At 27.7% G+C, this 22,995-nt stretch carries 23 protein-coding genes and 2 rRNA genes; 20 read left to right on the top strand and 5 right to left on the bottom strand.

Features of this window, described 5'->3' with window-relative positions; genetic code table 11:
* Window positions 1–2: 2 nt before the first annotated feature.
* A complete protein-coding gene (gene rd, locus BUA62_RS06680) occupies window positions 3–164 on the bottom strand; it encodes a rubredoxin (RefSeq protein WP_072864772.1) in 162 nt (53 codons plus the stop codon).
* A gap of 182 nt (window positions 165–346) precedes the next feature.
* Here rd and BUA62_RS06675 point away from each other — a divergent pair, with 182 nt between their 5' ends.
* The 20 genes from BUA62_RS06675 (at window position 347) to BUA62_RS06580 (ending at window position 20,437) form a co-directional block, all read left to right on the top strand.
* Window positions 347–580, top strand: a complete 234-nt coding sequence (locus BUA62_RS06675) for a DUF3783 domain-containing protein (protein ID WP_072864769.1) — start codon at window positions 347–349, stop codon at window positions 578–580.
* 12 nt (window positions 581–592) lie between these two features.
* A complete protein-coding gene (gene glgX, locus BUA62_RS06670; RefSeq protein ID WP_072864767.1) occupies window positions 593–2,746 on the top strand; it encodes a glycogen debranching protein GlgX in 2,154 nt (717 codons plus the stop codon).
* Window positions 2,747–2,786: 40 nt separating this feature from the next.
* Window positions 2,787–3,992, top strand: coding sequence for a CinA family nicotinamide mononucleotide deamidase-related protein (locus tag BUA62_RS06665; protein ID WP_159429506.1), 1,206 nt, complete (start codon window positions 2,787–2,789; stop codon window positions 3,990–3,992).
* 11 nt (window positions 3,993–4,003) lie between these two features.
* Window positions 4,004–6,040: a chemotaxis protein CheA gene (locus BUA62_RS06660; RefSeq protein WP_072864765.1), complete on the top strand. Its 2,037-nt coding sequence runs from the start codon at window positions 4,004–4,006 to the stop codon at window positions 6,038–6,040.
* Between the two features lie 12 nt (window positions 6,041–6,052).
* Window positions 6,053–6,478, top strand: a complete 426-nt coding sequence (locus tag BUA62_RS06655; protein ID WP_072864763.1) for a chemotaxis protein CheW — start codon at window positions 6,053–6,055, stop codon at window positions 6,476–6,478.
* Window positions 6,479–6,504: 26 nt separating this feature from the next.
* Window positions 6,505–6,870 carry a response regulator gene (locus tag BUA62_RS06650; protein WP_072864761.1) on the top strand — a complete coding sequence of 122 codons (366 nt, stop codon included), beginning with the start codon at window positions 6,505–6,507 and terminating at the stop codon, window positions 6,868–6,870.
* Between the two features lie 193 nt (window positions 6,871–7,063).
* The gene (locus BUA62_RS11495) at window positions 7,064–7,255 is read left to right on the top strand and encodes a hypothetical protein (protein WP_159429505.1); all 192 of its coding nucleotides are present in this window, start codon (window positions 7,064–7,066) and stop codon (window positions 7,253–7,255) included.
* A complete protein-coding gene (fliP, locus tag BUA62_RS06640; RefSeq protein ID WP_072864756.1) occupies window positions 7,236–8,021 on the top strand; it encodes a flagellar type III secretion system pore protein FliP in 786 nt (261 codons plus the stop codon). The genes BUA62_RS11495 and fliP overlap by 20 nt, the downstream gene beginning before the upstream one ends.
* Before the next feature lies 1 nt (window position 8,022).
* Window positions 8,023–8,289 carry a flagellar biosynthesis protein FliQ gene (fliQ, locus tag BUA62_RS06635; protein WP_072864754.1) on the top strand — a complete coding sequence of 89 codons (267 nt, stop codon included), beginning with the start codon at window positions 8,023–8,025 and terminating at the stop codon, window positions 8,287–8,289.
* A 1-nt stretch (window position 8,290) separates the two neighbouring features.
* On the top strand, window positions 8,291–9,064 hold the full coding sequence (gene fliR, locus BUA62_RS06630; RefSeq protein WP_072864752.1) for a flagellar biosynthetic protein FliR: 774 nt from the start codon (window positions 8,291–8,293) through the stop codon (window positions 9,062–9,064).
* On the top strand, window positions 9,028–10,119 hold the full coding sequence (gene flhB / locus BUA62_RS06625) for a flagellar biosynthesis protein FlhB (RefSeq protein WP_072864750.1): 1,092 nt from the start codon (window positions 9,028–9,030) through the stop codon (window positions 10,117–10,119). Before fliR ends, flhB begins: the two co-directional genes overlap by 37 nt.
* Window positions 10,120–10,123: 4 nt before the next feature.
* Window positions 10,124–12,244: a flagellar biosynthesis protein FlhA gene (gene flhA / locus BUA62_RS06620; protein WP_072864749.1), complete on the top strand. Its 2,121-nt coding sequence runs from the start codon at window positions 10,124–10,126 to the stop codon at window positions 12,242–12,244.
* A 10-nt stretch (window positions 12,245–12,254) separates the two neighbouring features.
* Window positions 12,255–13,694, top strand: a complete 1,440-nt coding sequence (gene flhF, locus BUA62_RS06615) for a flagellar biosynthesis GTPase FlhF (protein ID WP_072864747.1) — start codon at window positions 12,255–12,257, stop codon at window positions 13,692–13,694.
* Window positions 13,691–14,557: a MinD/ParA family ATP-binding protein gene (locus BUA62_RS06610; protein WP_072864746.1), complete on the top strand. Its 867-nt coding sequence runs from the start codon at window positions 13,691–13,693 to the stop codon at window positions 14,555–14,557. Before flhF ends, BUA62_RS06610 begins: the two co-directional genes overlap by 4 nt.
* Before the next feature lie 4 nt (window positions 14,558–14,561).
* On the top strand, window positions 14,562–15,206 hold the full coding sequence (locus tag BUA62_RS06605; RefSeq protein WP_072864744.1) for a hypothetical protein: 645 nt from the start codon (window positions 14,562–14,564) through the stop codon (window positions 15,204–15,206).
* A complete protein-coding gene (locus tag BUA62_RS06600; protein WP_072864742.1) occupies window positions 15,199–15,825 on the top strand; it encodes a chemotaxis protein CheC in 627 nt (208 codons plus the stop codon). Before BUA62_RS06605 ends, BUA62_RS06600 begins: the two co-directional genes overlap by 8 nt.
* A 3-nt stretch (window positions 15,826–15,828) precedes the next feature.
* Window positions 15,829–16,299, top strand: a complete 471-nt coding sequence (gene cheD, locus BUA62_RS06595) for a chemoreceptor glutamine deamidase/glutamate methylesterase CheD (protein WP_072864740.1) — start codon at window positions 15,829–15,831, stop codon at window positions 16,297–16,299.
* 153 nt (window positions 16,300–16,452) lie between these two features.
* Window positions 16,453–17,139, top strand: coding sequence for a FliA/WhiG family RNA polymerase sigma factor (locus BUA62_RS06590; protein ID WP_072864738.1), 687 nt, complete (start codon window positions 16,453–16,455; stop codon window positions 17,137–17,139).
* 1 nt (window position 17,140) lies between these two features.
* The gene (locus BUA62_RS06585; protein WP_072864736.1) at window positions 17,141–17,452 is read left to right on the top strand and encodes a hypothetical protein; all 312 of its coding nucleotides are present in this window, start codon (window positions 17,141–17,143) and stop codon (window positions 17,450–17,452) included.
* 45 nt (window positions 17,453–17,497) lie between these two features.
* The gene (locus BUA62_RS06580; protein ID WP_234970292.1) at window positions 17,498–20,437 is read left to right on the top strand and encodes a transcription-repair coupling factor; all 2,940 of its coding nucleotides are present in this window, start codon (window positions 17,498–17,500) and stop codon (window positions 20,435–20,437) included.
* Between the two features lie 29 nt (window positions 20,438–20,466).
* On the opposite strand, the gene BUA62_RS06575 is transcribed toward BUA62_RS06580, so the two are convergent.
* The 4 genes from BUA62_RS06575 to BUA62_RS06560 all read right to left on the bottom strand — a co-directional run.
* Window positions 20,467–21,756 carry a methyl-accepting chemotaxis protein gene (locus BUA62_RS06575; protein ID WP_072864734.1) on the bottom strand — a complete coding sequence of 430 codons (1,290 nt, stop codon included), beginning with the start codon at window positions 21,754–21,756 and terminating at the stop codon, window positions 20,467–20,469.
* A gap of 51 nt (window positions 21,757–21,807) precedes the next feature.
* Window positions 21,808–22,431: a cache domain-containing protein gene (locus tag BUA62_RS06570; protein ID WP_072864732.1), complete on the bottom strand. Its 624-nt coding sequence runs from the start codon at window positions 22,429–22,431 to the stop codon at window positions 21,808–21,810.
* Window positions 22,432–22,690: 259 nt separating this feature from the next.
* Window positions 22,691–22,804: ribosomal RNA gene (gene rrf / locus BUA62_RS06565) — 5S ribosomal RNA — on the bottom strand.
* A gap of 33 nt (window positions 22,805–22,837) precedes the next feature.
* Window positions 22,838–22,995: ribosomal RNA gene (locus tag BUA62_RS06560) — 23S ribosomal RNA — on the bottom strand; the annotation flags it as partial.

The following is a 22,995-nucleotide window of genomic DNA, read 5'->3' as shown; positions in this document are numbered from 1 at the left end:
TTTTATTCCTGAACTTCAAACATGTCTTTACCTACACCACACATTGGACATACCCAATCTTCTGGCAAATCATCAAATGATGTTCCTGCTGGTATTCCTGCTGTAGGATCTCCTTCTTCTGGATCGTAAATATAACCACATACTGTACATACGTATTTTTTCATTTCCATCCCTCCTATTAAAAGCTATTTATTTTTGTAACAATTACAAAATTATTATATCATTTTTTTTTTGTGTTGTCAATAGCTTTTTATATCAATTATTTTTATTTCGCTTGCTTTACTTTTTAGACATGATAATTTTGTGATATAATATATTATATAAATATATTTTGGAGGTTGTTAATATGTATGATGAAGTAAAAGATACACCTGTTATTATATTAAATGGTTTTAATAGCGATGAAATAAATAAAATTATGAAAACAATAAAAAATGTTGATGACTTACCGAGAATTATTTTTGCAACTACTACAAAAACTAATGTCAATTGGAAAATTGGTGATCTAATAAATGAATTAAGAAAAGAGGATTTAGAAGTAAAAAAGGCTTTGAAAAAAGCATTAGAAAATAAAAAATAACGAGATGATAAAATGGAAACTTATTTTTATTATGAAAATCCAGAAAAATCTCTTTTTTTAAAAACTGAGCGAGGTTATCCAAAATTAGGAGTTACTGTTGACTCCGGAGGAGCAAATTTTGCTCTTTTTACTGAGAATGGTAAAAAAGTTATTTTGGAATTATATCAAAACTTTTATGATGAGGAACCCTCTCATATTTTTGAACTAGATCCAATAAAAAACAAAACCGGTAATATCTGGCATATTTATATTCATAATGTAAAACACGGTCAATTTTATGGTTGGCGCGTGGATGGAATTTATGACCCTTTAAATGGTTTAAGATTTAATAAATATAAATTATTATCTGATCCATACGCTAAAGCAATTTCTGGTTCATACAATTGGGATGAAGATAGTGTTTATGGATATGATAAAACCTCTCCTCTTTTAGATTTATCTTTCTCTACTATCGATTCTGCAAAAAGTCCTACGAAATCAATTGTTATAGATGATTCTGTTTATGATTGGGAAGATGATATACATCCAAGAATACCTTTGAAAGATTTAGTTATTTATGAATTAAATGTTAGATTGTTTACAATGAATCCAAATTCCAATGTGAAATCAAAAGGATCATTTGATGGTATTATTGAAAAGTTATACCACTTAAAAGAATTAGGTGTAAATGCCATTGAATTAATGCCCATCTTCGAATTTAATCCTAACTCAATTATTAGAAATAATCCTATAACTGGCGAAAGATTAAAAGATGTTTGGGGATATAATCCTTTAAGTTTTTTTGCTGTAACTGGAAATTATTCTAATGGTTTAAAAATAGGTGAACAGGTGTTTTTATTTAAGGATTTTGTAAAAACCCTTCATAAAGAAGGATTTGAAGTAATCTTAGATGTTGTATATAATCATACAGGTGAAGGCAACGAATTAGGACCAACTTTATCTTTTAGAGGTATAGATAATCCTGTCTATTATATATTAAATAAGAATAAAAGATATTATGAAAATTATTCTGGATGTGGAAATACTTTTAATTGTAATCATACTGTTGTTAAAAATCTTATTATTGATAGTTTAAGATATTGGGTTACTGAAATGCATGTTGATGGTTTTAGATTTGATTTAGCTTCAATACTAGGAAGAGATCCACATGGCAATTGGATAGGCGATTTATCATTGTTGAAAGATATTGCTGAAGATCCTGTAATTTTTGGTTCCAAATTAATTGCAGAAGGTTGGGATGCTGCTGGTGGATATTTTTTAGGTGCATTCCCTGAAAGATGGGCGGAATGGAATGGAAAATTTAGAGATTCTGTAAGAAGGTTTGTTCGAGGTGATGAAGGGTTAGTTGCTGAAATTGCATGTAGAATCGCTGGAAGCGAAGATTTATACGGAAACAAATCTCCTGTTGCTAGTGTAAATTTTATAACTTCACATGACGGATTTACATTGTGGGATTTAGTTTCCTATAATGAAAAACACAATGAAGAAAATGGAGAAAAAAATAATGATGGTTCTAATGATAATTATAGTTTTAATTATGGTATAGAAGGAGAAACTAATGATGAAAATATAATAAAAATTAGAAAAAAACAGATAAAAAATTTTTTTACTATCCTTATGATCTCTCAAGGTACGCCAATGATATATATGGGTGATGAATTTTGTCGAACACAATATGGAAACAATAATGCATATTGTCAAGATACAATAAAAAATTGGGTTGATTGGAAAAGAAAAGAAGATTTTTCTGATATATTTAAATTTGTTAAGAAATTAATAAACTTTAGAAAATCTCATCATACTTTAAGACGAGAACATTTTTTTACAGGAAAAGATTATTCTGGTGACGGAATACCTGACATTACGTGGCATGGTGTTAAACTAAATCAACCTGATTTTTCTCATTATTCTAAATCTTTAGCTTTTATGATAAGCGGTATAGACTTTGTAGATCAAAGTCTTCCACCTGATAACGATGTATATATTGCACTTAATTTTTATGAAAAAGAACTGAAATTTGAACTCCCTGTATTACATAATAAAAATTGGTTTCGTGTAATTGATACCCACTTTGAATCTCCAAATGATTTCCTTGATTTTCCTCAAAAAGTTTCCAATTATTATGTTGTTAAATCTAAAAGTATCATTGTTTTAATTTCTAAATGAACTTTTTTTGTGGTAAAATATATATAAGAATTTTTTAGGAGTGGTTTATATTAAAATTTCTATTTTAAGCACTGGCGATGAACTTGTTGAGGGAGATATACTAAATACTACATCAAAAGAAATTTCTAATATTCTATATTCTATGGGATTTGAAGTATCTACCCATATTAATGTTAGTGATAAAAAAGATGATATTTTATCTTCTTTAAAATTTCTTTTTGAAAATAATGATGTAATAATAATAACTGGTGGCCTTGGGTCTACAAATGATGATATTACTAAAGAGGTTGTTGCCGAATTTCTAAATGAGAAGTTAGTTCTTAATGAAAAAATTTATAATAATATTATTGCTAGATATAAAAAATTCGGGAAAACGCCAAACAAATTTATAAAAAAACAAGCTTTATTATTTGAAAATGCTAAAATACTAAAAAATGATATAGGTAGTGCTCCAGGATTATACTTAACAAAAAATAACAAACATTATATTTTATTACCTGGCCCCCCAAATGAGGCTATCCCTATGTTTAAAAAATATTTAAATGAAATTTTTTCTAATTTCGATGCTAAAAAGATTCCTGTAAAAAAAATCCAATTTTATAATATTACTGAATCGCAACTAATGTCTAAACTGGAAAAAAAACTAAAAAATATTAAATATTCGACAAAATTAGAACTGGCTATTGGACCTTCAATAATATTTAAAGACAATCCAGAAAAAATAAATGATATCGTTTGTTTCATTGAAAAAAATTTCTCTCAAAATATCGTCCCAAACCATTTTATAAAAAATCTTGTAGAAAAATTATCTTTTAAAAACAAAACAATTTCTACAGCTGAATCGTGTACCGGAGGTTTAGTTGGAAAGTTGATAACTGATATACCAGGTTCCTCAAAAGTTTATAAAGGAAGCATAATTGCATATTCTAACGAAACGAAAAATAAAATCTTAAATGTTGACAAGAATATTTTAGAAAAATATAGTGCAGTAAGTTCAGAAGTTGTTGAACTTATGTCAAAAAATATTGCTCAACTTTTAAATACAGATTTTTCAATATCTATAAGCGGAATAGCTGGCCCAGAGAATTCCTACAATTATCCTATAGGCACAGTGTTTTTCGGATTTTATAACAAAATTTATGATAAAATAATAATTGAAAAAAAGATATTTTCCGGAAATAGAGCTATGATTAGAGAAAAATCTGCTTATTATTCGCTAATAAGATTATTAAAACTGTTTTTATAGGAGGTTTTTTTATGGGAGAAATGGATATTTATTTGAATGTTTTTATTGAAGAAGCTAATGAAAATTTACAAAGATTAAATGAAGAGCTGTTAGAATTAGAAAATAACCCAGAAAATTTAGAAAAAGTAAATGAAATATTTAGAGTTATGCATACCTTTAAAGGTATGGCTGGGACAATGGGCTTTGATAAAATAGCTAAAGTTTCTCATAGAATGGAAAATATTCTGGATAAAATTAGAAAAGGGGAAACTAAAGTTGATTCTGACTTAATTGATTTGCTTTTTAAAACACTTGATGCTCTGACAGAAAGTATAGCTGATATTTCTAATGGTGGAAAAGGTGATTTGAATGCTTTAGATGATTTAATTTCTGTTCTTGAGAAATATACAGATACTATAACTAAAAAAAATGAAGCCGATAAAGAAAAAAACAAAGAATCTCTTCCTTTAGAGTCATCTGAAAAGCTTTCACATCTTGATGATATTACAAGAGAATCATTAAAAAATCTTTATTTAACTGCTAAAGAGAAAAATCTAAATTTCTTTTTAATTACAGTACGCTTTAATAAAGATGTCCAATTAAAAGCTGCTAGAGCTTTTATGATTTTGCATAAAATCGATGATTTAGGTGGGGAAGTTGTATACACAAATCCTTCTTCACAAGATATTGAAGATGAAAAATTCGATCTAGAAATAGAATTGGGTGTAATAATTAATATCCCAGCAGATGATTTAAGAGAAAGTCTATTTAGCATTTCCGAAGTAGAAAGTGTTGCTGTTAATGAATTTGAACCTTCCGATTTTGAAAAGCAACAACAAATTTTCGAAGGACCTAAAAATAATGTTGATAATCAAAATAATGTTTCTGTTGAAAAATCTTCTGAACCAAAAAAGAAAATTCAACTTCAATCTGTTAGAGTTGATATTGAAAAATTAGATCAATTAATGAATTTAATGGCTGAATTAGTTATTTCAAGAAGCAGAATAACTGAAACATTAAGAAAATATGAAATAAAAGATGTTGATGAAAGTTTAGCAAATTTAAGCAGAATTACTTTAGATTTGCAAAATATCGTAATGAAAATTAGAATGATTCCAATTGCTTTTGTCTTTAATAGATTCCCAAGGGTTGTTAGAGATACCGCAAAAAAACTTGGAAAAGAAGTAAATTTAGTTATTGAAGGTGAAGATACCGAACTCGACAGAACAGTTGTTGATGAAATAGGTGATCCACTAATTCATTTAATTAGAAATTCTATAGACCACGGAATTGAACCTGTGGATGAGAGAATAAAAAAAGGAAAACCTAAAATTGGTACAATCAAATTATCCGCCTGGCATGAAGGCGACGGTGTTGTTATTACCGTTGAAGATGATGGGAAAGGTTTAGATAGAGAAGTTATAGCTAACAAAGCTGTAGAAAGAGGTTTAGTTGATCCTTCCATGATTCAAACTATGAGTGATGATGAAGTTTTCTCATTTATTTTCTTGCCAGGTTTTTCTACTAAACAACAAGCTACAGATTTATCTGGTCGTGGTGTGGGTATGGATGTTGTTAAAACAGTTGTTGAATCTTTAAATGGAAGTGTAACTATTTCTTCTAAAAAAGATATTGGTACAAAAATTATAATCAGACTACCTCTAACTTTATCCATTATACAGGTTTTATTAGTAACAATTGATAACTTTGTATATGCTATACCAATCGCTAATATTGATACAACTCAAAAAGTTACAGATGGAGATATAAGAATAGTTCAAGGAAATGAAGTATTTGTATTAAGAGGAGAAGTTATTCCATTAATTAGGTTAAGAAATGTCTTTAAAATGCCGAAAAATGATGATGGCCTTTCAGAAAAAGTGGTGATCGTAAAAACTGCAAATAGAAAATATGGAGTTGTTGTTGATACTCTATTAGGGCAAGATGATATCGTTATAAAACCGCTTGGAAAGTATCTTAATAGTGTAAAAGAATTTAGCGGTGGTGCAATTTTGGGTGATGGAAGAATTGCTTTAATTCTTGATATTACAAACTTAAATGAATTATGATGAGGTGAGATTATGCAAAAAGAGATTCTATCTTTTGAAATTTTAAACCAGGAATTTGGGATTGATGTTGAATATGTTGAAATGGTTATTGAAAAAGAAGATATTACCCCTGTTCCAAATTCAAAGGATTTTATTGAAGGAATTGTTAATTTACGTGGAAGAATCGTTACTGTTTTTGACTTAACAAAAATTTTAGATCTGGAAATAGATGAAAATTTTGAGTTTGATAGTATAATAATTATGAAACATGAAAAAGAAGAACTTGGTATTTTAGTAAACAAAGTAAATAATGTCATTTCGTTTGATGATGAAGAACTGGATATTTTACCTTCAAAAAGTGGAACATTTGTAGGAAAAGTTAATGGTGTTTTAAAAATAGATAATAGACTTATAGTATATCTTAATTTAGATAAATTATTTGAATCTATAGAAATATAATTATAATTTAAGTGGAGGTGCTTTTAATGGCGATAAAAGTTTTGATAGTCGATGATGCTGCTTTTATGAGAATGTTATTAAAAGATATTGTTACAAAAGCGGGGATGGAAGTTGTCGGAGAAGCCGCTAATGGTCAAGAAGCGGTGACAAAATATATGGAATTAAAACCAGATGTTGTTACTATGGATATTACTATGCCTGTTATGGATGGGATCCAGGCTATAAAAGAAATTAAAAAACAAGACCCTGCTGCTAAAATTATAGTATGTAGCGCTATGGGACAACAAGCAATGGTTATTGAAGCTATACAAGCAGGAGCAAAAGATTTTATTGTTAAACCATTCCAAGCTAATAGAGTAATAGAAGCAATCCAAAAGGTTTCAAGGGGGTGATCTTACGCCCCTTACTTTTTCATCAACTCAAACAAATTTTATGACTAATTGGACACTATGGGCATTTTTTTTAATATTTTTTCTTTTACTTTTTATTCTTTTATTGGTTTTCATTCAAAAAAAACTTATAAATAAAGGATTATTAAATACCCCTTCAGTAAGAATTGTAAAAAAGTTTTATATTGATAGAAATTTGACTTTAAATATTATAAAAGTTCTTGATGATTATTATCTTGTTTTATCAAATAACAATTCCATATCATATCTGGACAAATTGGATTATGAAAAACTTTCGGAGCTCTTAAAAGGGAAAAAAGAATTTTTTGATACTTTTATTGGAGCTTTAAAAAGGGAGAAAAAAATAAATGAAGAAACTATACAATAAAAAAACTTTTTTAATCATCATATTCCTTTTATTATTTTTTTCAGGTTCAGCTCAAGAACCTGTACCCATTCCAGAAATTTCTATTAATATAGGTGGAAATACACCTGGCCCTAATACGCTAGTTCCAACACTTGAAATATTATTATTACTTTCTATTTTAACATTAGCTCCTTCATTAATAATGATGTTTACGTCATTTACAAGAATTATTATAGTTTTATCATTTCTGAGAACTGCCATGGGAAGTCGTCAGGCTCCTTCTAATCAAATTTTAATAGGTGTTGCTCTGATATTAACTTATTTAATAATGTCTCCTGTATTTAATAAAATTTATCAAGATGCTGTTATTCCATATACAGAAGAACAGATTTCATATACGCAATTTTTCGAAAATGCATGGAATCCAATAAAAACATTTATGATTAATGAAATTGTAACTCATAAAAACCAAGATAATATTTTTATGTTAGCTTCAAGTGTTCAAAAAGAGATAAAAAATATAAACGATACTCCACCTGAAATTTTGATTCCTGCATTTGCTTTAAGCGAATTAGAAATTTCTTTTAAAATGGGTGTGTTAATCTATATTCCTTTTATTATTGTTGACATGGTTGTCGCGAGTATTCTTTTATCTATGGGTATGATGATGATTCCACCTATTATGATTTCAATGCCATTTAAACTATTACTTTTTATTCTTGTAAATGGATGGGATTTATTAATTGGAGGCTTAATAAGAAGTTTCCAAGTTTCGGGAGGTTTGTAAATTGACATTAGAAACCTTTATTGATGTTTTTAGATATGCTATATCTGTATTTTTATCTATAATTTCACCCATTTTATTAGTTAGTTTAGGTGTGGGATTAATTATAAGTATTTTTCAAACTATAACTTCTATAAATGAGCAAACTTTAACTTTTGCTCCTAAGATTATTATTACTTTTTTAGCTGTTGGGCTATTGTTTGGTTGGATTGCTCAAAAATTAATGGATTTCACATATGAAATATTAACTACATATTTTGGAATGATTTAATATGGATATTGTAACCTTTTTAGAAACACGTTTCTGGGTTTGGGCCATAATATTTTTTAGAATTTTAGGTCTTAGTATTTCTGCACCTATTATCGGATCAGGCATAATACCGTTTTATTTACGGGTATTTTCGTCCGTGTTTATTTCATGGATTACTTTACCTTTGATAACTTTAACTATACCTGATCTACCAACTTTCTATTTAATTACAATTATGTTAATAAATTTCTTTTTAGGCATTTTAATTGGTTTGGTTTCTTATTTACCTATAGCAGCTTTACAATTTGCCGGACAGTTTTTTGCTTTTCAAATGGGATTTGCTCTTGCTGGAATATTTGATCCCATAAGTGGAGAAGAATCTCCTATTATTGGCCAATTAGCCTTTTTAATAGGAATTTTTGCATTTTTATCTTTTAAAATGCACATTGTATTATTTCAAACCATTATTAATTCATTTTATTCAATACCTCTAGTTTTTTCTATAAATATTAAATTTTTTCCTGAAATAATATCAACATTTGGCAAAATTTTTGAAATTGGTGCTCAACTCGCATTACCAATGAGTGCGTTTATGTTAAGTGTTAATATTAGTTTAGGAATTGTTTCAAGAATGATTCCCCAAATAAATGTTTTTATTGTTGGATTACCTTTAAATATACTAGTAGGGACTTTAATATTATTAAGTATTATTGGTGTTTGGGTAGAAATTTTTAGCATTAATATATCGGAGATAATAAAATGGATAAATTCTTTAATAACATTGATTTCAAAATAAATTTACAACTTTTTGCCGATCCAAGCAAAACTGAAGAACCTACACCAAGACGTTTACAACAAGCTCGAGAAGAAGGAAATGTTCCTGTTTCAAAGGAACTATTAACTGCTTTTTCTTTTTTAGGTGTTTCAGTCGTTTTTTACGTTTTATCAAAATATTTATTTACAGATCTTAAAGCCGCTTTCATGAGATATTTATCTCTTGATACAACTTTTTTAGATGAAAACGCATTAATGAATTTAATCTTGCAGCAACAAAATCTTTTCGTAAAAATAACTATTTTTTTATTTTCATCTGCAATTATCAGTTTGTTGTTAGGTATGTTACAAACAAAATTCCTTTTTTCTCCAAAAGCAATGAAATTCGATTTGGGAAAACTCAATCCAATAAAAGGTTTTCAAAGAATTTTCTCTATGAAAACACTTTTTGAACTTTTAAAATCTTTAATAAAATTATCTTTAGTTGGATATATTTCATATAATATAATTAGATCAAATTGGAATACTATTATTTCTTTACCATATACAAGCATAGAAACCTCTCTTACATTCTTATTCTCTATTATAATAGAAATCTTTTTTAAATTAGGAATTTTAATGTTGTTATTAGGCCTCTTTGATTTCTGGTATCAAAAAAGAGAATACAAGAAAAATTTAAGAATGACAAAACAAGAAGTAAAACAAGAAATGAAAGATATTGAAGGAGATCCACAAATAAAAGCGGCAAGAATGCGTAGACTAAGGCAAATAATAAATCAAAATATAATGAAAGAAGTACCAAAAGCTACTGTTGTCGTTACCAACCCAACACACTATGCTGTAGCTATTAAATATGAAAAAGATGAGAATGACGTTCCTATTGTTGTAGCTAAAGGATATGATAAGATAGCTTTCAGAATAAAAGAAATAGCAAGGGAAAATCACGTACCCGTACTCAGAAATCCCCCAGTTGCCAGACAATTATACGAAAGAGTTGATATAAACGAAGAAATACCAGAAGATATGTATGAAATAGTTGCAAAGATTATTGCTTCTGTTTTAAACCTTACGAGGTGATTAAATGGGTGAAACTTTAAATAAAATTTTTAAACAATTGGACTTAATAGTTCCTTTATTAATTGTTAGTGTTGTTATATTAATGGTTATACCTATTCCACCATTTCTTTTAGATTTTCTACAAATGGCTAATATTTCATTAGCTATTGTTTTGTTACTTGTTACAATGTATATAAAAAATGCTCTTGAAATCTCCGCTTTTCCAACACTCTTATTGGTTACTACTTTATTCAGATTATCTCTAAATGTTTCCTCAACCAGATTAATACTTTTACAAGGAAAAAATTTCCAAGGTAAAGTTATTAGGGCATTTGGTGATTTTGTTGTTGGAGGAAATTACGTAGTTGGTATTGTTATTTTCTTAATACTTGTAATAATTCAATTTGTAGTTATTACACGTGGTGCAGAAAGAATTGCGGAGGTTGCAGCAAGGTTTACTCTTGATGCTATGCCCGGAAAACAAATGAGTATAGATGCTGATTTAAGTGCTGGAATTATAACAGAAGAAGAGGCTAGACAAAAGCGTGAAGATATAAGACGTGAAGCAGATTTTTATGGCGCAATGGATGGTGCATCTAAATTTGTCAGGGGAGATGCTATAGCTGGAATTATTATAACTATTATTAATATTCTTGGTGGATTAATAATTGGTGTCTTACAACAAGGATTGGATATTGGAGAAGCTGCTCAGTTGTATACTCTTTTTACTGTAGGTGATGGTTTAGTTGCTCAAATACCTGCATTATTAATTTCAACTGCCACTGGTATTGTTGTTTCAAGAGCTGCCTCCAAAGAAAATTTAGGAAAAGATTTACTTAAAGAACTTTCTTCAGAAAAAAGAGTTTTATATATGACTGGTGGAGTTATTTTAACTCTTGGTTTAGTAACACCTCTTCCTATAATGCCAGCATTGCTACTAGGTGGAGGGATGCTGGTTTTAGCTTACTTAACAACAAAAGGGTATTTACAAAAGATAATTCCTGCTACAGGTCCTACAGAAGGATTCGAATCCCAACCTTCTGCTGGAATATCTGAAGAAGCAGGAGGTCAACAACGACCATCTGGGCCACCTTTAACCTCTGCTGAAGAAGTTTCTGAAATAATCCAAAGTGATGTTTTAGAAATTGATATTGGATATGGATTAATTCCTTTAGCAGATCCAGGTCAAGGCGGAGATCTACTTGAAAGAATTACTATGGTAAGAAAGCAAATTGCATACGAATTAGGGATTGTTATAAGTCCTATAAGAGTACGAGATAGTGTTCTCTTAAGTGCAAATGAATATATAATAAAATTAAAAGGAGTCGAAGTCGGTAGATTCGAATTATTTCCTGAAAAATTATTAGCTATTAATTCTGGAATGGCTTCAGAAGAAATTCCCGGTGTACATACAAAAGAACCTTCATTTAATTTAGATGCATATTGGATAGATGAGTCTCAAAAAGAAGATGCTGTTAACTTTGGTTATACTGTAGTCGATTCTCCAAGTGTTTTTGCAACACACTTATCAGAAATAATAAAGAAATACGCTCATGAAATACTTGGTTCAAAAGAAACGGAGATGCTCATAGAAGGTTTACGAATTAAAGATCCATCATTAGTTGAAGAATTAGTCCCAATGATCTTTAAAACCTTTGAAATACGAAATGTACTAAAAGAATTATTATATGAAAGAATTTCTATAAGAAACTTACCAGTAATATTTGAAAAGTTAATGGAACTGGGGAGCAATGAAATTAAAGACACCGTTTCATTAGTTGAAGGAGTTAGAAGTGCATTATCCAGACAAATATGTGAATCTATAAAATCAGGTGATGGTGTTTTACATCTACTTATTTTAGATAAAAACACTGAAAATACCTTAAATAATTACACAATTGAATATGGTGGTAATTATACTTTGGCTTTATCCCCGCAATTATCTCAAAAACTTGTAGAAAATATAAGCCAAATGTTAGAATCACAAATGATGAAAGGGTATAACCCCGTAATTTTATGTAGTTCTCCTTTGCGATTTTATTTTTCACGATGGCTCTCATCAAATATTCCAAATGTAAATGTTATTTCATATAATGAAATTGTTCAGGAAATACCCATTTCTGCTGATGGAAATATAAGTGTCTAGAGGTGAGTTTATGAAAATAAAAAAGTATATTGTAAATACAATCCCAGAAGCAATGGAAAAAATAAGAGAAGAATTGGGAGAAAACGCCTATATCTTAGATACTAAACGAATAAATAAAGGTGGCTTTTTAGGTATTGGTGGAAAAAAATATATAGAAGTTACTGCTGTTCTTGATGAACAGGCAAATGACGTTATAAAAAATATCAAAAGACCATCTGGTCCTGGCTTTTCAAATAATACACAGGGAAGAATAAATGAAATTAAAGAAATGGTAGAAAGAAATAAAAGATTAGATGATAGAATCAATAGAATGAAAAAAATAGAGTCATATAATGATGATCAATATGCCCCAGGCAAGGACAAATTAGAATTAACCGCAAGAAATGAAATTTTAAAATTAATTGAAGAACAAAGAGAAGTGTCAAAATTAATAGATGATGATGCTAAAAAATTCTATAATAATGAAAAAGATGAATTCAAAAATTTAAATTATAGAAAAGTTACTTATAATAAAAATCCTTACCAAAATAATAGTTTTAATAAATCCAAATCTTATGAAAAAAATAATAATTCAAAATACATCAATAATACTTCTAAAAATTCTCAAAATGAGTTGTTAGAAATAAAAGAATTAATTGAAAAGCTTTCAAAAAGAGTTATACTAAATGGAGCAAACCCGTTAATTTCAGAATTGATAGAATCATTTAAAAAACAGGATCTTTCAGATCAAATAATCGAAGAAATTATAAACGCTTTACCAAGCAATTTGAATAAAGAAAATTGGAAATCAAATAACGATTTTAAAAATATTCTATTTAATATATTTAAAAATAATTTCAAAATAGATATCCCAAATATTCATGGAACAATAATGCTTATTGGACCTACTGGGGTTGGTAAAACTACAACTTTAGCTAAAATTGCTGCTTTAAATAAATTAAACAGCAATAAAGGTGTTGCTATTGCTACAATAGATTTATATAGAATTGCGGCTACAGAACAATTAAAAACATATGCTGAAATAATGGATATACCTGCTTCTGTCTGTTATACTCCAACTGAATTAAAAGCTACTGTGGAATCATTAAAATATTATGATATTTTATTAATTGATACTGCTGGTAGAAGCCATAAAGATGATATACAAATAGGAGAATTAAAAATGTATATTGACTCTATAAAGCCTAATTTTATTTTTCTTGTTATATCGGCTAATATGCGTTTAAGAGATATGATTGACGTTTATAATCGTTTTTCAATTTGCAAACCAACTCATTTGATAATAACTAAATTAGACGAAACGTCATCATATGGACAAATTCCATCTCTAAGCAAAGAAACAAATTTACCAATTAGTTATATAACAACAGGACAAAATGTACCTAATGATATTGAAATTCCAAATTTACAAAAATTATTTAACCTCTTTTATGGGGAGCTGACATTATGAGCATAATTAAAGATCAAGCAGAAAATTTAAGAAAAACATTTTCAAAAAACAGAACAAAAATAATACTTGTCACCGGTGGAAAAGGAGGCGTGGGTAAATCCATTGTAGCTGTAAACACTGCTGTAAATCTTGCTAAAATGAACAAAAATGTTTTAATTTTCGATACAGATGCTGGCTTTGCAAATGCCTCAATTTTATTGGGTGTTTCACCTTCTGTTAGTATTAAGGATTATTTTGATAAAAAATTGACTATGGAAGAATGTATTATTAAAACTCCATATGGAATAAAATTATTAAGTACTGGTATGGATATTAAAGATTGGATCTCATTTCAAAAGAACTTTACAAGAAAAGCTATTGAAGAATTCTTTAATATTGCTAAAGAACATGATTATGTTATTATTGATGTAAGCGCAGGATATAATGAAAATTTAAAGCCTTTTTATATTGCTGCTGATAATATTTTACTCGTTACAACACCTGAACCAACTGCAATAGTAAATGCTTATACTGTAGTAAAAGCTTTATCTATTCTGGAAGTTGACGGCGTTATTGATGTTGTGATAAATATGATTAGAAAAAAGTCTGAAGCTGCCACAGCTGAACAGGTTTTAAGAAAAACAATAAAAGAATATTTATTTAAAGATATCAGAAATGTTTTTTATATAAATTTTGATCATTTGGTACACGACAGTGTAAAATCTCAAACTCCAATTTCGAGTTTCAAGCCATCTTCTCATGTTGCTAATGATCTAATGCTAATTGCAGAAAAAATTGAAAATATGGATGCATCTCCAGAAAATAAAAGCAATGATAATTTATTAAAAAAATTGCTTTTATTGTTTGGTTTTTATAACAGGTGAAATCATGGATAGAAAAAGCTTTATTAAAAGAATATTTTTAGTTTTTTTTCCTGGAAATTCAATTAGAGTCTATATAAAAGATGATGTTTTGAGGGCAAAAATCAAAGTTTTTAAAGGTAAAGAAATTCAGTTAATATCTCCAAAATATGACTTTAATTTGGGGGAAGAAGTCACGTTAGAATCAATATTTGAAGGTGCTTATTATCAGGCAAATTTTCAAATTAAAGACATTAAGAATTTTGGTGAAACTGAAGTAATGTTATCTTTAAATTTAACAAGTACTTTTAAAATTAAAAATAAGCGTGTAAATGAACGACATTATATTTCTATCCCTGTTTTAATAGAAGATAAATATAAAGGATTAATATGGGATTTAAATGAAAATTTTCTGGGAGTAGTCATATTAAACGATTATCTTAATATAATAAAAAAAAGTATTAGCATTAAACTTTCAATAGTTGATTTTAACATAGTTTTCCATGGAACAATTGCAAAAATAAGACAGGAATTTTTTAACTTAAGTAAATTTATATATGAAATAAAGATATTGCAAGATCCAACTGGATTATTTGGAAAATATTTAGAATTTATTGGAGGACAAAACTTTTTTGAAGATAAACAAAACTTGGAGGTGCAACCTGATGAATAATGAAAATTTCGAATTTTTCATGTCTGCTTTTAAAGAAATAACTAATATTGGAATGGGCAATGCCGTTAGCTCACTCTCTGTGATGTTAAATAAAAAAGTAGATATATCAGTTCCAAATTTAGATGTTATTAAATTATCTGATATTTTCTTAAATATGGAAGAGCCTGATGAAATATATGCTTGTTCTTATGTTAAAATGCAAGGAGATTTGGATTCTTCTTTAGTATTTTTAATAGAAAAAGATTCTGTAAAACGATTAATAAAAGAAAGTGTTGGTATTGAAATTCAAAATATAACCGAATTGGATGAAATGTCTACTTCAATGATAGGAGAATTGGGAAATATTATGTTTGGTTCATACACTAGCGCTATTTCACAATTTTTAAATATAAATTTACAGGTAACCCCCCCTCAGGTTGCTGTAGATACCTTTGCATCGTTAATTGCTGAATCTATTGTAATGAGCATAACCTTTGAAGACGAAGTTATTTTAACAGAAACTGAAATACAAGTTGAAGATTGGGAAAATGTTATAAAAGGAAAGATAGTTTTTTTAATGAACGAAGAAAATAGAAATAAATTATTTGAATATGTAAAAAAAGTGTTTTACGGGGGTTAAAAGATGAAAAAAATAATTGGAATTGGTGAATACTTTGCTTCTAAGACACCTGATATCCTTGTTACTCTTGGTTTAGGATCATGCGTTGGAGTTTGCATATGGGATAAAAACAAAAAAATTGGCGGTTTAATACATGTAATGTTACCAAAATCTCCAGGAGGTAATGTTACAAAACCAGGAAAATATGCTGATTTAGGTATTCCACTTTTGTTAGAAAATTTAAAAAAACTTGGCGGAACAAATTACACAGCTAAAATTTTTGGCGGGGCTGCTATGTTTAAAGGATCATCTATGGATGTTGGACAAAAAAACACCGCTGCAGTTAAAGAACAGTTGAAAAAATTTAGTATTAGAATCATAGCAGAAGATACTGGAGGTAATAGAGCTAGAAGTATAGAATTTAACCTTGAAACTGGTGAAGTTATGGTGAAAAAGGTGGGTGGTGGTGAAAAAGTTGAAATTTTCAAATATTGAACTGACTTTTTATGGCATAACATTTTTTATATTTTTATTTATAAATATGTTTATATCAAAAAACTTTTTTATAACTTCCATCCTTCGTTCAATAATAAGTATTGCTGTAGTCATAATTTTGAATACTACTATAAAGGCAGTGATTAACAAATAATGAAAAATATTAATAAAGATGATATAATAAAAAACTTTTTGCCTAAAATAAAATATATAGCTTTAAATTTATTACACTCCCTTCCAAAAAATGTTGAACTGGATGATTTAATTCAGGAAGGGATTATAGGTTTACTCCAATCTTTGGAGAAATATAACCCTCAAAAAGGTGTAACCTTTTATTCCTTTGCTATAAAAAGAATTAAAGGAGCTATGCTTGATTATTTACGAAAAATAGACTGGCTTCCAAAAGATTTAAGACATAAAATAAAAAAAATGGAAGAAATTTTAGCAAAACAAAATATAGACGATTATATAAGTGATGAAGAACTGGCTAATATACTTGATATTACAAAAAAAGATGTAAAAAAACTTAAAGCAGAATTACATAGAAGTCAAATATTGAGTTTAGATTCTTTCTTATTAACAAATAACGAAATAAACATAAAATCCGACATTAATGAAAATGACCCTGAAATTTTAGCTTATAAAGATATTTTAAAAACTGAACTTAAAAAAGCCATATTAAGTCTAAATGAAAGAGAACAGCTAATAGTCTCTTTATATTATGAAAAAGATTTAACTTTTAAAGAAATTGGAAAAATATTGGATATTTCAGAGTCCAGAGTATCTCAAATACATTCTTCTATAATTATTAAATTAAAGAAGAAATTAGGCGGTGACTAATATGCCTGATCCAATTAACCTTAGTATTTCTTATATTACAAATGTTGATGTTTCTAATAACCTTCAAAATTTAAATAATGCTTTAATAGCTGCAAAAACAACAAACTTAGAAGAACAGGTTAAAAAACAAAAAGAAGCTCAATCACAAGTTAAAAACACTGAAGAAAAATCTGAAAGTCAAAATATTAACAATAATCAAAAAAGAAACACATCTGAATACAAAGGAAAAAAAAGAAAAAATAATAAAGAAACAAAAAAAGAAAATATAGTTGTAGATGACTATAGAGGACATTCTTTAGATGTGCGAATATAATAAGAAAAAACAAACATACAAAACAATCAACGGACTTAAAGTCCGTTGTTTTATATAGGAGTGGTTAATATTATTAAAGATATCATTGAACTTGCTAAAAAATCAAAGAAAAAATATAAAATTATCATTTTTCCTGAATCATGGAATATAGAAAATTTTATTGATGAAAATATTTTATTTTATCCTAATTATGATATTTTTCCTTTTGAATCTATAAAAGTGTCGAATAAAATTAAAGCATTGAGAATAAAAACGCTCTATAATCTTTTAACCACAGAAAATACTGTAATTTTTACTACTTTTCATTCATTAAGTAGATATACAATTCCGAAACACATATTGATAAAAGAAATTTTTAATTTTAAAATTAATCAAGATTTTAAATTAAACCCTTTTTTATCAGGTTATAACAAAACATGGAATGTATATGAATATTGTGAGTTTTCACAAAAAGGTTTTGTCAAAGATATATTTATTCCTATTTATAATTATCCTATTAGAATCGAATTATTTGATGATGAAATTACAAGAATTAATTTTTTTGATATACAATCCCAAAAAAGTATTGAAAATCTAAATTCTTTTACATTTACTCCTGGATCTGAATTCTTATTTAAATATGAAAATAATTATCATAAAAATTTAGAAAAATTTTTTAGCAAACATCAATATAATTCCATTTCTTTGGATTTTGAATCATTTGAAACATTACCCGCAATTACTTTTTTAGAAAAAAATACAATACTTGATTATATTGATTTGAATAAAACTGATATATTTGTAATTAATGAAAACGAAAATATTAAATCGTATTATGAAAGAGAAAGAGAAAATCTTGAATTTATTTTTTCAGATGTAAAAAAAGAGTTATATAAAGAATATAGCGGAAAGAATATTGAAAAAATACTTAAACTGGACTATAAACCTATAGAAATAGATAAACAAAATTTTTTAATAAAAAAAATAGGTTATAAGAAAAAAAGCAAAGAAATACCTGTATTGGAATGGGATGATTTAAATATAAATGATTTAATCGTTCATGAAGATTATGGTGTGGGTATTTATAAAGGTTTGAAAAAAATTAAAACACATTTTGGTGAAAAAGAATTAATTAAAATAGAATATGAGAATAAAGCCAAAGTATTTTTACCAATAGAAAGAATAGATAAAATTACTAAATATGTTGGAGATAAAGATTTAGTAAAAATAGATAAAATAGGTTCTAATTCATGGCAAAAAAGAAAGAAAAAAGTTGAAGAAAATATTAGAAATAAAGTAAAAGAATTAATTAAATTATATGCTTTGAGGGAATATACCACAGGTATCTCATTGAATGGCGATGAAGAAATAGAAGAAAAATTCAAAAAAACTTTTGAATATATTGAAACAATAGATCAAGAAAAAGCTATAGAAGAAACATTAAATGATCTTTCATCAACAAAACCTATGGATAGATTAATTGCAGGTGATGCTGGTTTTGGAAAAACGGAAGTTTCTTTAAGAGCAGTTGTTCGAACAGTTAGCTCAGGATATCAAGCTGCAATTTTAGTACCAACCACCATATTAGCCCAACAATATTTTGATAACACTAAAGAAAGATTTGAAAAAATCGGAATAATTGTAGAATTAATAGATCGTTTTAAAACTCCAAAAGAAAAAAATATAATTATTAATAAAATAAATTCTGGAAAAATTGATGTAATTATAGGAACCCATGCTTTATTAAACAAAAACATTAAATTTAAAAAATTAGGTTTATTAATTATTGACGAGGAGCAAAGGTTTGGTGTGTTTCAAAAAGAAAAATTAAAAGAAATATCTCATGGTATTAACGTATTAACAATGAGTGCAACTCCTATACCAAGAACATTATATTTTTCTTTAACTGGATTAAGAGATTTATCTATAATTTCCACACCTCCTTTTGGAAGGATACCTGTAGAAACCTTTGTTTTTCCATATTCTGAAAAAGTTATTAGAACCGCTATTCTTAGAGAAAAGTCAAGAGGAGGTCAAACATTATATATCCATAATAGAATAAATGATATTGTGGAAATTGAAGAAAAACTAAGACATATTATTCCTGAAGTAAAAATTGTGGCTGCACATGGAAGAATGCAAAAAAAATATTTATCAAAAATAATAAAATTATTTTATAATGGAGAAATTGATGTTCTTATTGCTACTACAATTATAGAAAATGGCGTGGATATTCCAAATGCAAATACTTTAATAGTCGACGATGCTGAAAGATATGGAATTTCTCAACTTTATCAATTAAGAGGAAGAGTTGGGAGAAGTAATAAAAGAGCATTTGCATATTTTTTATATAAATCAAAACTTAAAACCGAGACCATGAAAAGGTTGGAAGCAATAAAAAGTATTTCTGGCCCAGGTAGTGGAATGAAGTTAGCATTGCAAGATTTAGAAATTAGAGGATTTGGTGACTTATTAGGAGTTGATCAAAAAGGGCATATTAATAGTGTTGGTTTGCATATGTATAAAGAAATATTAAATAGAACTATTGCGGAATATTATTCCTCTGAAATGCCAACAAAAGAAATAAAAGAAAAAATTGATTTAGATATAAAAGGAATAAAAAGTTATTTAATAATACCAGAAAAATATATAGAGAATCCTATTGAAAGAATGCGAATTTATAGACTAATTGCAAATGAAACTGATATAAATAATATTGATAATATAAGAAAAGATATAGAAGATAGATTTGGAAAAATACCAAAAGAAGTTATTAACCTTTTAGAATATGCAAAACTGAGAATTATCGCATATAAAAAAGGAGCAAAAAATATCGAAATATATGATAATACTTTAATTATTGAATATAATAAACAGTTAGATATTGATATAAAACTGTTAAAAAAACACTCCAGAAGATTCAATCATTTTCCGGAAGATAAAAAAATTATCGTTTATTCCCATAATCCTGAAAAAACTTTATTTGAAATATTTGGTACAGAATAATTTAACAAAACCCCTATTCGGGGGTTTTGTTAAATTTTAAATTTCTTTAATCCTTCAACTAACACTTCTGACTTAACTTTTAATTCTTCAGTAAAATCTTCTAGTCTCTTTATATTCTCATTTTGATTGTTTAATTCATTAGCAATATTTGAAATTTCATCTGAAATTGAATTAATTTCATGCGTAATTTTATCCATACCTGCGGATATTTCTTCAGTTGACGCACTTTGTTCTTCTGAACTTGAACTTAAATCTTCTATATCTAAAGTTATTTTTTGTATTTTTTCAAGAATTGTTTTGAATTTGTCTGATATCTTTTTTGATTCTTTTTCAACATCTGATATTATCTCTCCTGTCTGAATTGTTGCATCACTTGCACTATTCGCTTCATTTTGTATTTCTAACAAAATTTGCGCTATTTGTTCTGTTGCCTTTTTAGATTCTTCAGCTAATTTTCTTATCTCATCTGCAACAACCGCAAATCCTTTCCCAGCTTCTCCAGCTCTTGCTGCTTCTATTGCTGCATTTAATGCCAATAAATTTGTTTGTTCTGTAATATTTTCAATAGTTTCAACTATTTGACCTATATTTTCTGATTTTGATACTAATTCTTTTACTTTATCTACTGTTTCATTTGATTGTTCTACAGCATGATTTATTATTTCTGAAATTTTTTCAACCAATTGATTCCCTTCATTTGCACTATTAGAAACATCTAAAGCTTCTTTTGACAAATCCTGAGCACTTTTTGATATGTTCTGTGCTGCTGCTGTTATTTCTTCAACACCTGAATTTATTTCTTCTACTGACGCTGCAGCAGAATATGAACTTTCATTTATTTTTTCTGTTTTTGAATTTATTTCAAACATCTGTTTAGTTTGAAATTCAACATTATTATTTATTTCATGAGACATATTTTCTAAATCTTCTGATGATTGTTTTATTTTTTTCAAATAGCTAACAAGATTTTTAGACATATAATTTAACGATTCTGAAATTCTTGCTATTTCATCTTTACCTTTTACTTCAAATTTTTGTGTTAAATCACCTTCACCAAATTTTTTTACACTATCTGCCAATTTAACCAACGGTTTAACTATTGAATTTCCTAATAAAACAGAAATAATCAAAGCTATTAAAACTGCAATTAATACTATTATTGTAAAGAATTGAATTAATTTATTAGAATTTTCTAATAACATTTTTTCCGGTATAGAGATTGCAGCAGACCATTTTAAACTTTTTATTGGTATGTAAAACAAAATTCTTTTTTCGCCATTAGTTATTATTTCATTATAACCTCTTTCATTCTTTAACATTTTCTGAGCTACTTCATTTAACCCCTTAGAATCATCATCTAATATATTTTTTCAGACAAAATCTTTTATAGAATGAGAAATAATTACTCCATTAGAATCAATTATAAAGCTATAAATGCTTTTTTCATCGTTCGTTGTTAAAAATTCCAAGAATTTACTTATAGAAATAGTTGCACCAATTAATCCAATAATATTATTATTATCATCTCTAATTGAATGCGCTAAAACAATTATCGAACTTCCATCTGCTTTTGAAATTAATACATCACTAATTGCTAAATCTTCACCCACCATTATTTTTTTAAAATATTCTCTATTACTTATATTAGTTTCAACATCAGAGGTAGTATATGCATCACCATTTTTATTTGCAATAAATAACATTGAAAAATCATCTAATATATTCAAATCTTTTTTTAAACCCTCAATAGAATCTTTAAAATTCATACTTTTTAATATTTTTTGATTTGAAATCAATTTCATTTCATGAATTAGACCATCTAAAAAATTTTCAATTTGTTTTGATTGTTGTTCTAAAGTCGTAAAAGCTGAATCAGAAATAATAGCTTTTAAAGAACTTCCAAGATAAAAGTATAAAAAGAATCCTACAAACAAACCTGCTGAGATTATAACAATTGAAAAAACTAAAGTAATCTTTGTTTTTATCGATTTCATTATCAAACCTCCTTCAAAAAATATTTTCAATATAATTATATCAAAAAATATAATTAAAATCATTATTTAAAAGTATCAATATGATTAAATATAATATTTTTAAGGTAATTTTTTTAATTAAACGATCAACAAAGTAAACAAAAAAAGCAGCCAAAGGATGGCTGCTATATTAGATATTTAAATTATCATTATTAATTTTGTATTATTACTATTATTATAAATCATATACTGCTCGTAGAGCTGCAATGAAAAATAAAAAGAGGGGCGCTACCTACTCTCGCATGGATTTCCCATACTACCATCGGCCCAGATATGCTTAACGGTCGGGTTCGGTATGGATCCGCGTGTTTCCATATCTGGTTTCTGCACCCCTCAATACTCATTCACATGTGCATAGTTACTTAATAAGGTCAAGGCCTCGGGCTATTAGTACCGGTCGGCTCAATACATCACTGTACTTACACCTCCGGCCTATCTACGTCCTAGTCTCGAACTGCCCTTAACTCCGAAGAGTGGGAAACCTCATCTCGGGGCCCGTTTCCCGCTTAGATGCTTTCAGCGGTT

The sequence above is a fragment of the Marinitoga hydrogenitolerans DSM 16785 genome (assembly GCF_900129175.1).
GTDB classification, from domain to species: Bacteria; Thermotogota; Thermotogae; order Petrotogales; family Petrotogaceae; genus Marinitoga; species Marinitoga hydrogenitolerans.
Note: the sequence above shows the minus strand (reverse complement) of the source record. Positions and strands in the feature narration are given on the sequence as shown.

Excerpts from the sequence above, each read along its gene's own strand:
- rd (WP_072864772.1), bottom strand. The coding sequence starts at position 164 with ATGAAAAAATACGTATGTACAGTATGTGGTTATATTTACGATCCAGAA.
- BUA62_RS06675 (WP_072864769.1), top strand. The coding sequence starts at position 347 with ATGTATGATGAAGTAAAAGATACACCTGTTATTATATTAAATGGTTTT.
- glgX (WP_072864767.1), top strand. The coding sequence starts at position 593 with ATGGAAACTTATTTTTATTATGAAAATCCAGAAAAATCTCTTTTTTTA.
- BUA62_RS06660 (WP_072864765.1), top strand. The coding sequence starts at position 4,004 with ATGGGAGAAATGGATATTTATTTGAATGTTTTTATTGAAGAAGCTAAT.
- BUA62_RS06655 (WP_072864763.1), top strand. The coding sequence starts at position 6,053 with ATGCAAAAAGAGATTCTATCTTTTGAAATTTTAAACCAGGAATTTGGG.
- BUA62_RS06650 (WP_072864761.1), top strand. The coding sequence starts at position 6,505 with ATGGCGATAAAAGTTTTGATAGTCGATGATGCTGCTTTTATGAGAATG.
- fliP (WP_072864756.1), top strand. The coding sequence starts at position 7,236 with ATGAAGAAACTATACAATAAAAAAACTTTTTTAATCATCATATTCCTT.
- fliR (WP_072864752.1), top strand. The coding sequence starts at position 8,291 with ATGGATATTGTAACCTTTTTAGAAACACGTTTCTGGGTTTGGGCCATA.
- flhB (WP_072864750.1), top strand. The coding sequence starts at position 9,028 with ATGGATAAATTCTTTAATAACATTGATTTCAAAATAAATTTACAACTT.
- flhA (WP_072864749.1), top strand. The coding sequence starts at position 10,124 with ATGGGTGAAACTTTAAATAAAATTTTTAAACAATTGGACTTAATAGTT.
- flhF (WP_072864747.1), top strand. The coding sequence starts at position 12,255 with ATGAAAATAAAAAAGTATATTGTAAATACAATCCCAGAAGCAATGGAA.
- BUA62_RS06610 (WP_072864746.1), top strand. The coding sequence starts at position 13,691 with ATGAGCATAATTAAAGATCAAGCAGAAAATTTAAGAAAAACATTTTCA.
- BUA62_RS06605 (WP_072864744.1), top strand. The coding sequence starts at position 14,562 with ATGGATAGAAAAAGCTTTATTAAAAGAATATTTTTAGTTTTTTTTCCT.
- BUA62_RS06600 (WP_072864742.1), top strand. The coding sequence starts at position 15,199 with ATGAATAATGAAAATTTCGAATTTTTCATGTCTGCTTTTAAAGAAATA.
- cheD (WP_072864740.1), top strand. The coding sequence starts at position 15,829 with ATGAAAAAAATAATTGGAATTGGTGAATACTTTGCTTCTAAGACACCT.
- BUA62_RS06590 (WP_072864738.1), top strand. The coding sequence starts at position 16,453 with ATGAAAAATATTAATAAAGATGATATAATAAAAAACTTTTTGCCTAAA.
- BUA62_RS06585 (WP_072864736.1), top strand. The coding sequence starts at position 17,141 with ATGCCTGATCCAATTAACCTTAGTATTTCTTATATTACAAATGTTGAT.
- BUA62_RS06575 (WP_072864734.1), bottom strand. The coding sequence starts at position 21,756 with ATGTTAAAGAATGAAAGAGGTTATAATGAAATAATAACTAATGGCGAA.
- BUA62_RS06570 (WP_072864732.1), bottom strand. The coding sequence starts at position 22,431 with ATGAAATCGATAAAAACAAAGATTACTTTAGTTTTTTCAATTGTTATA.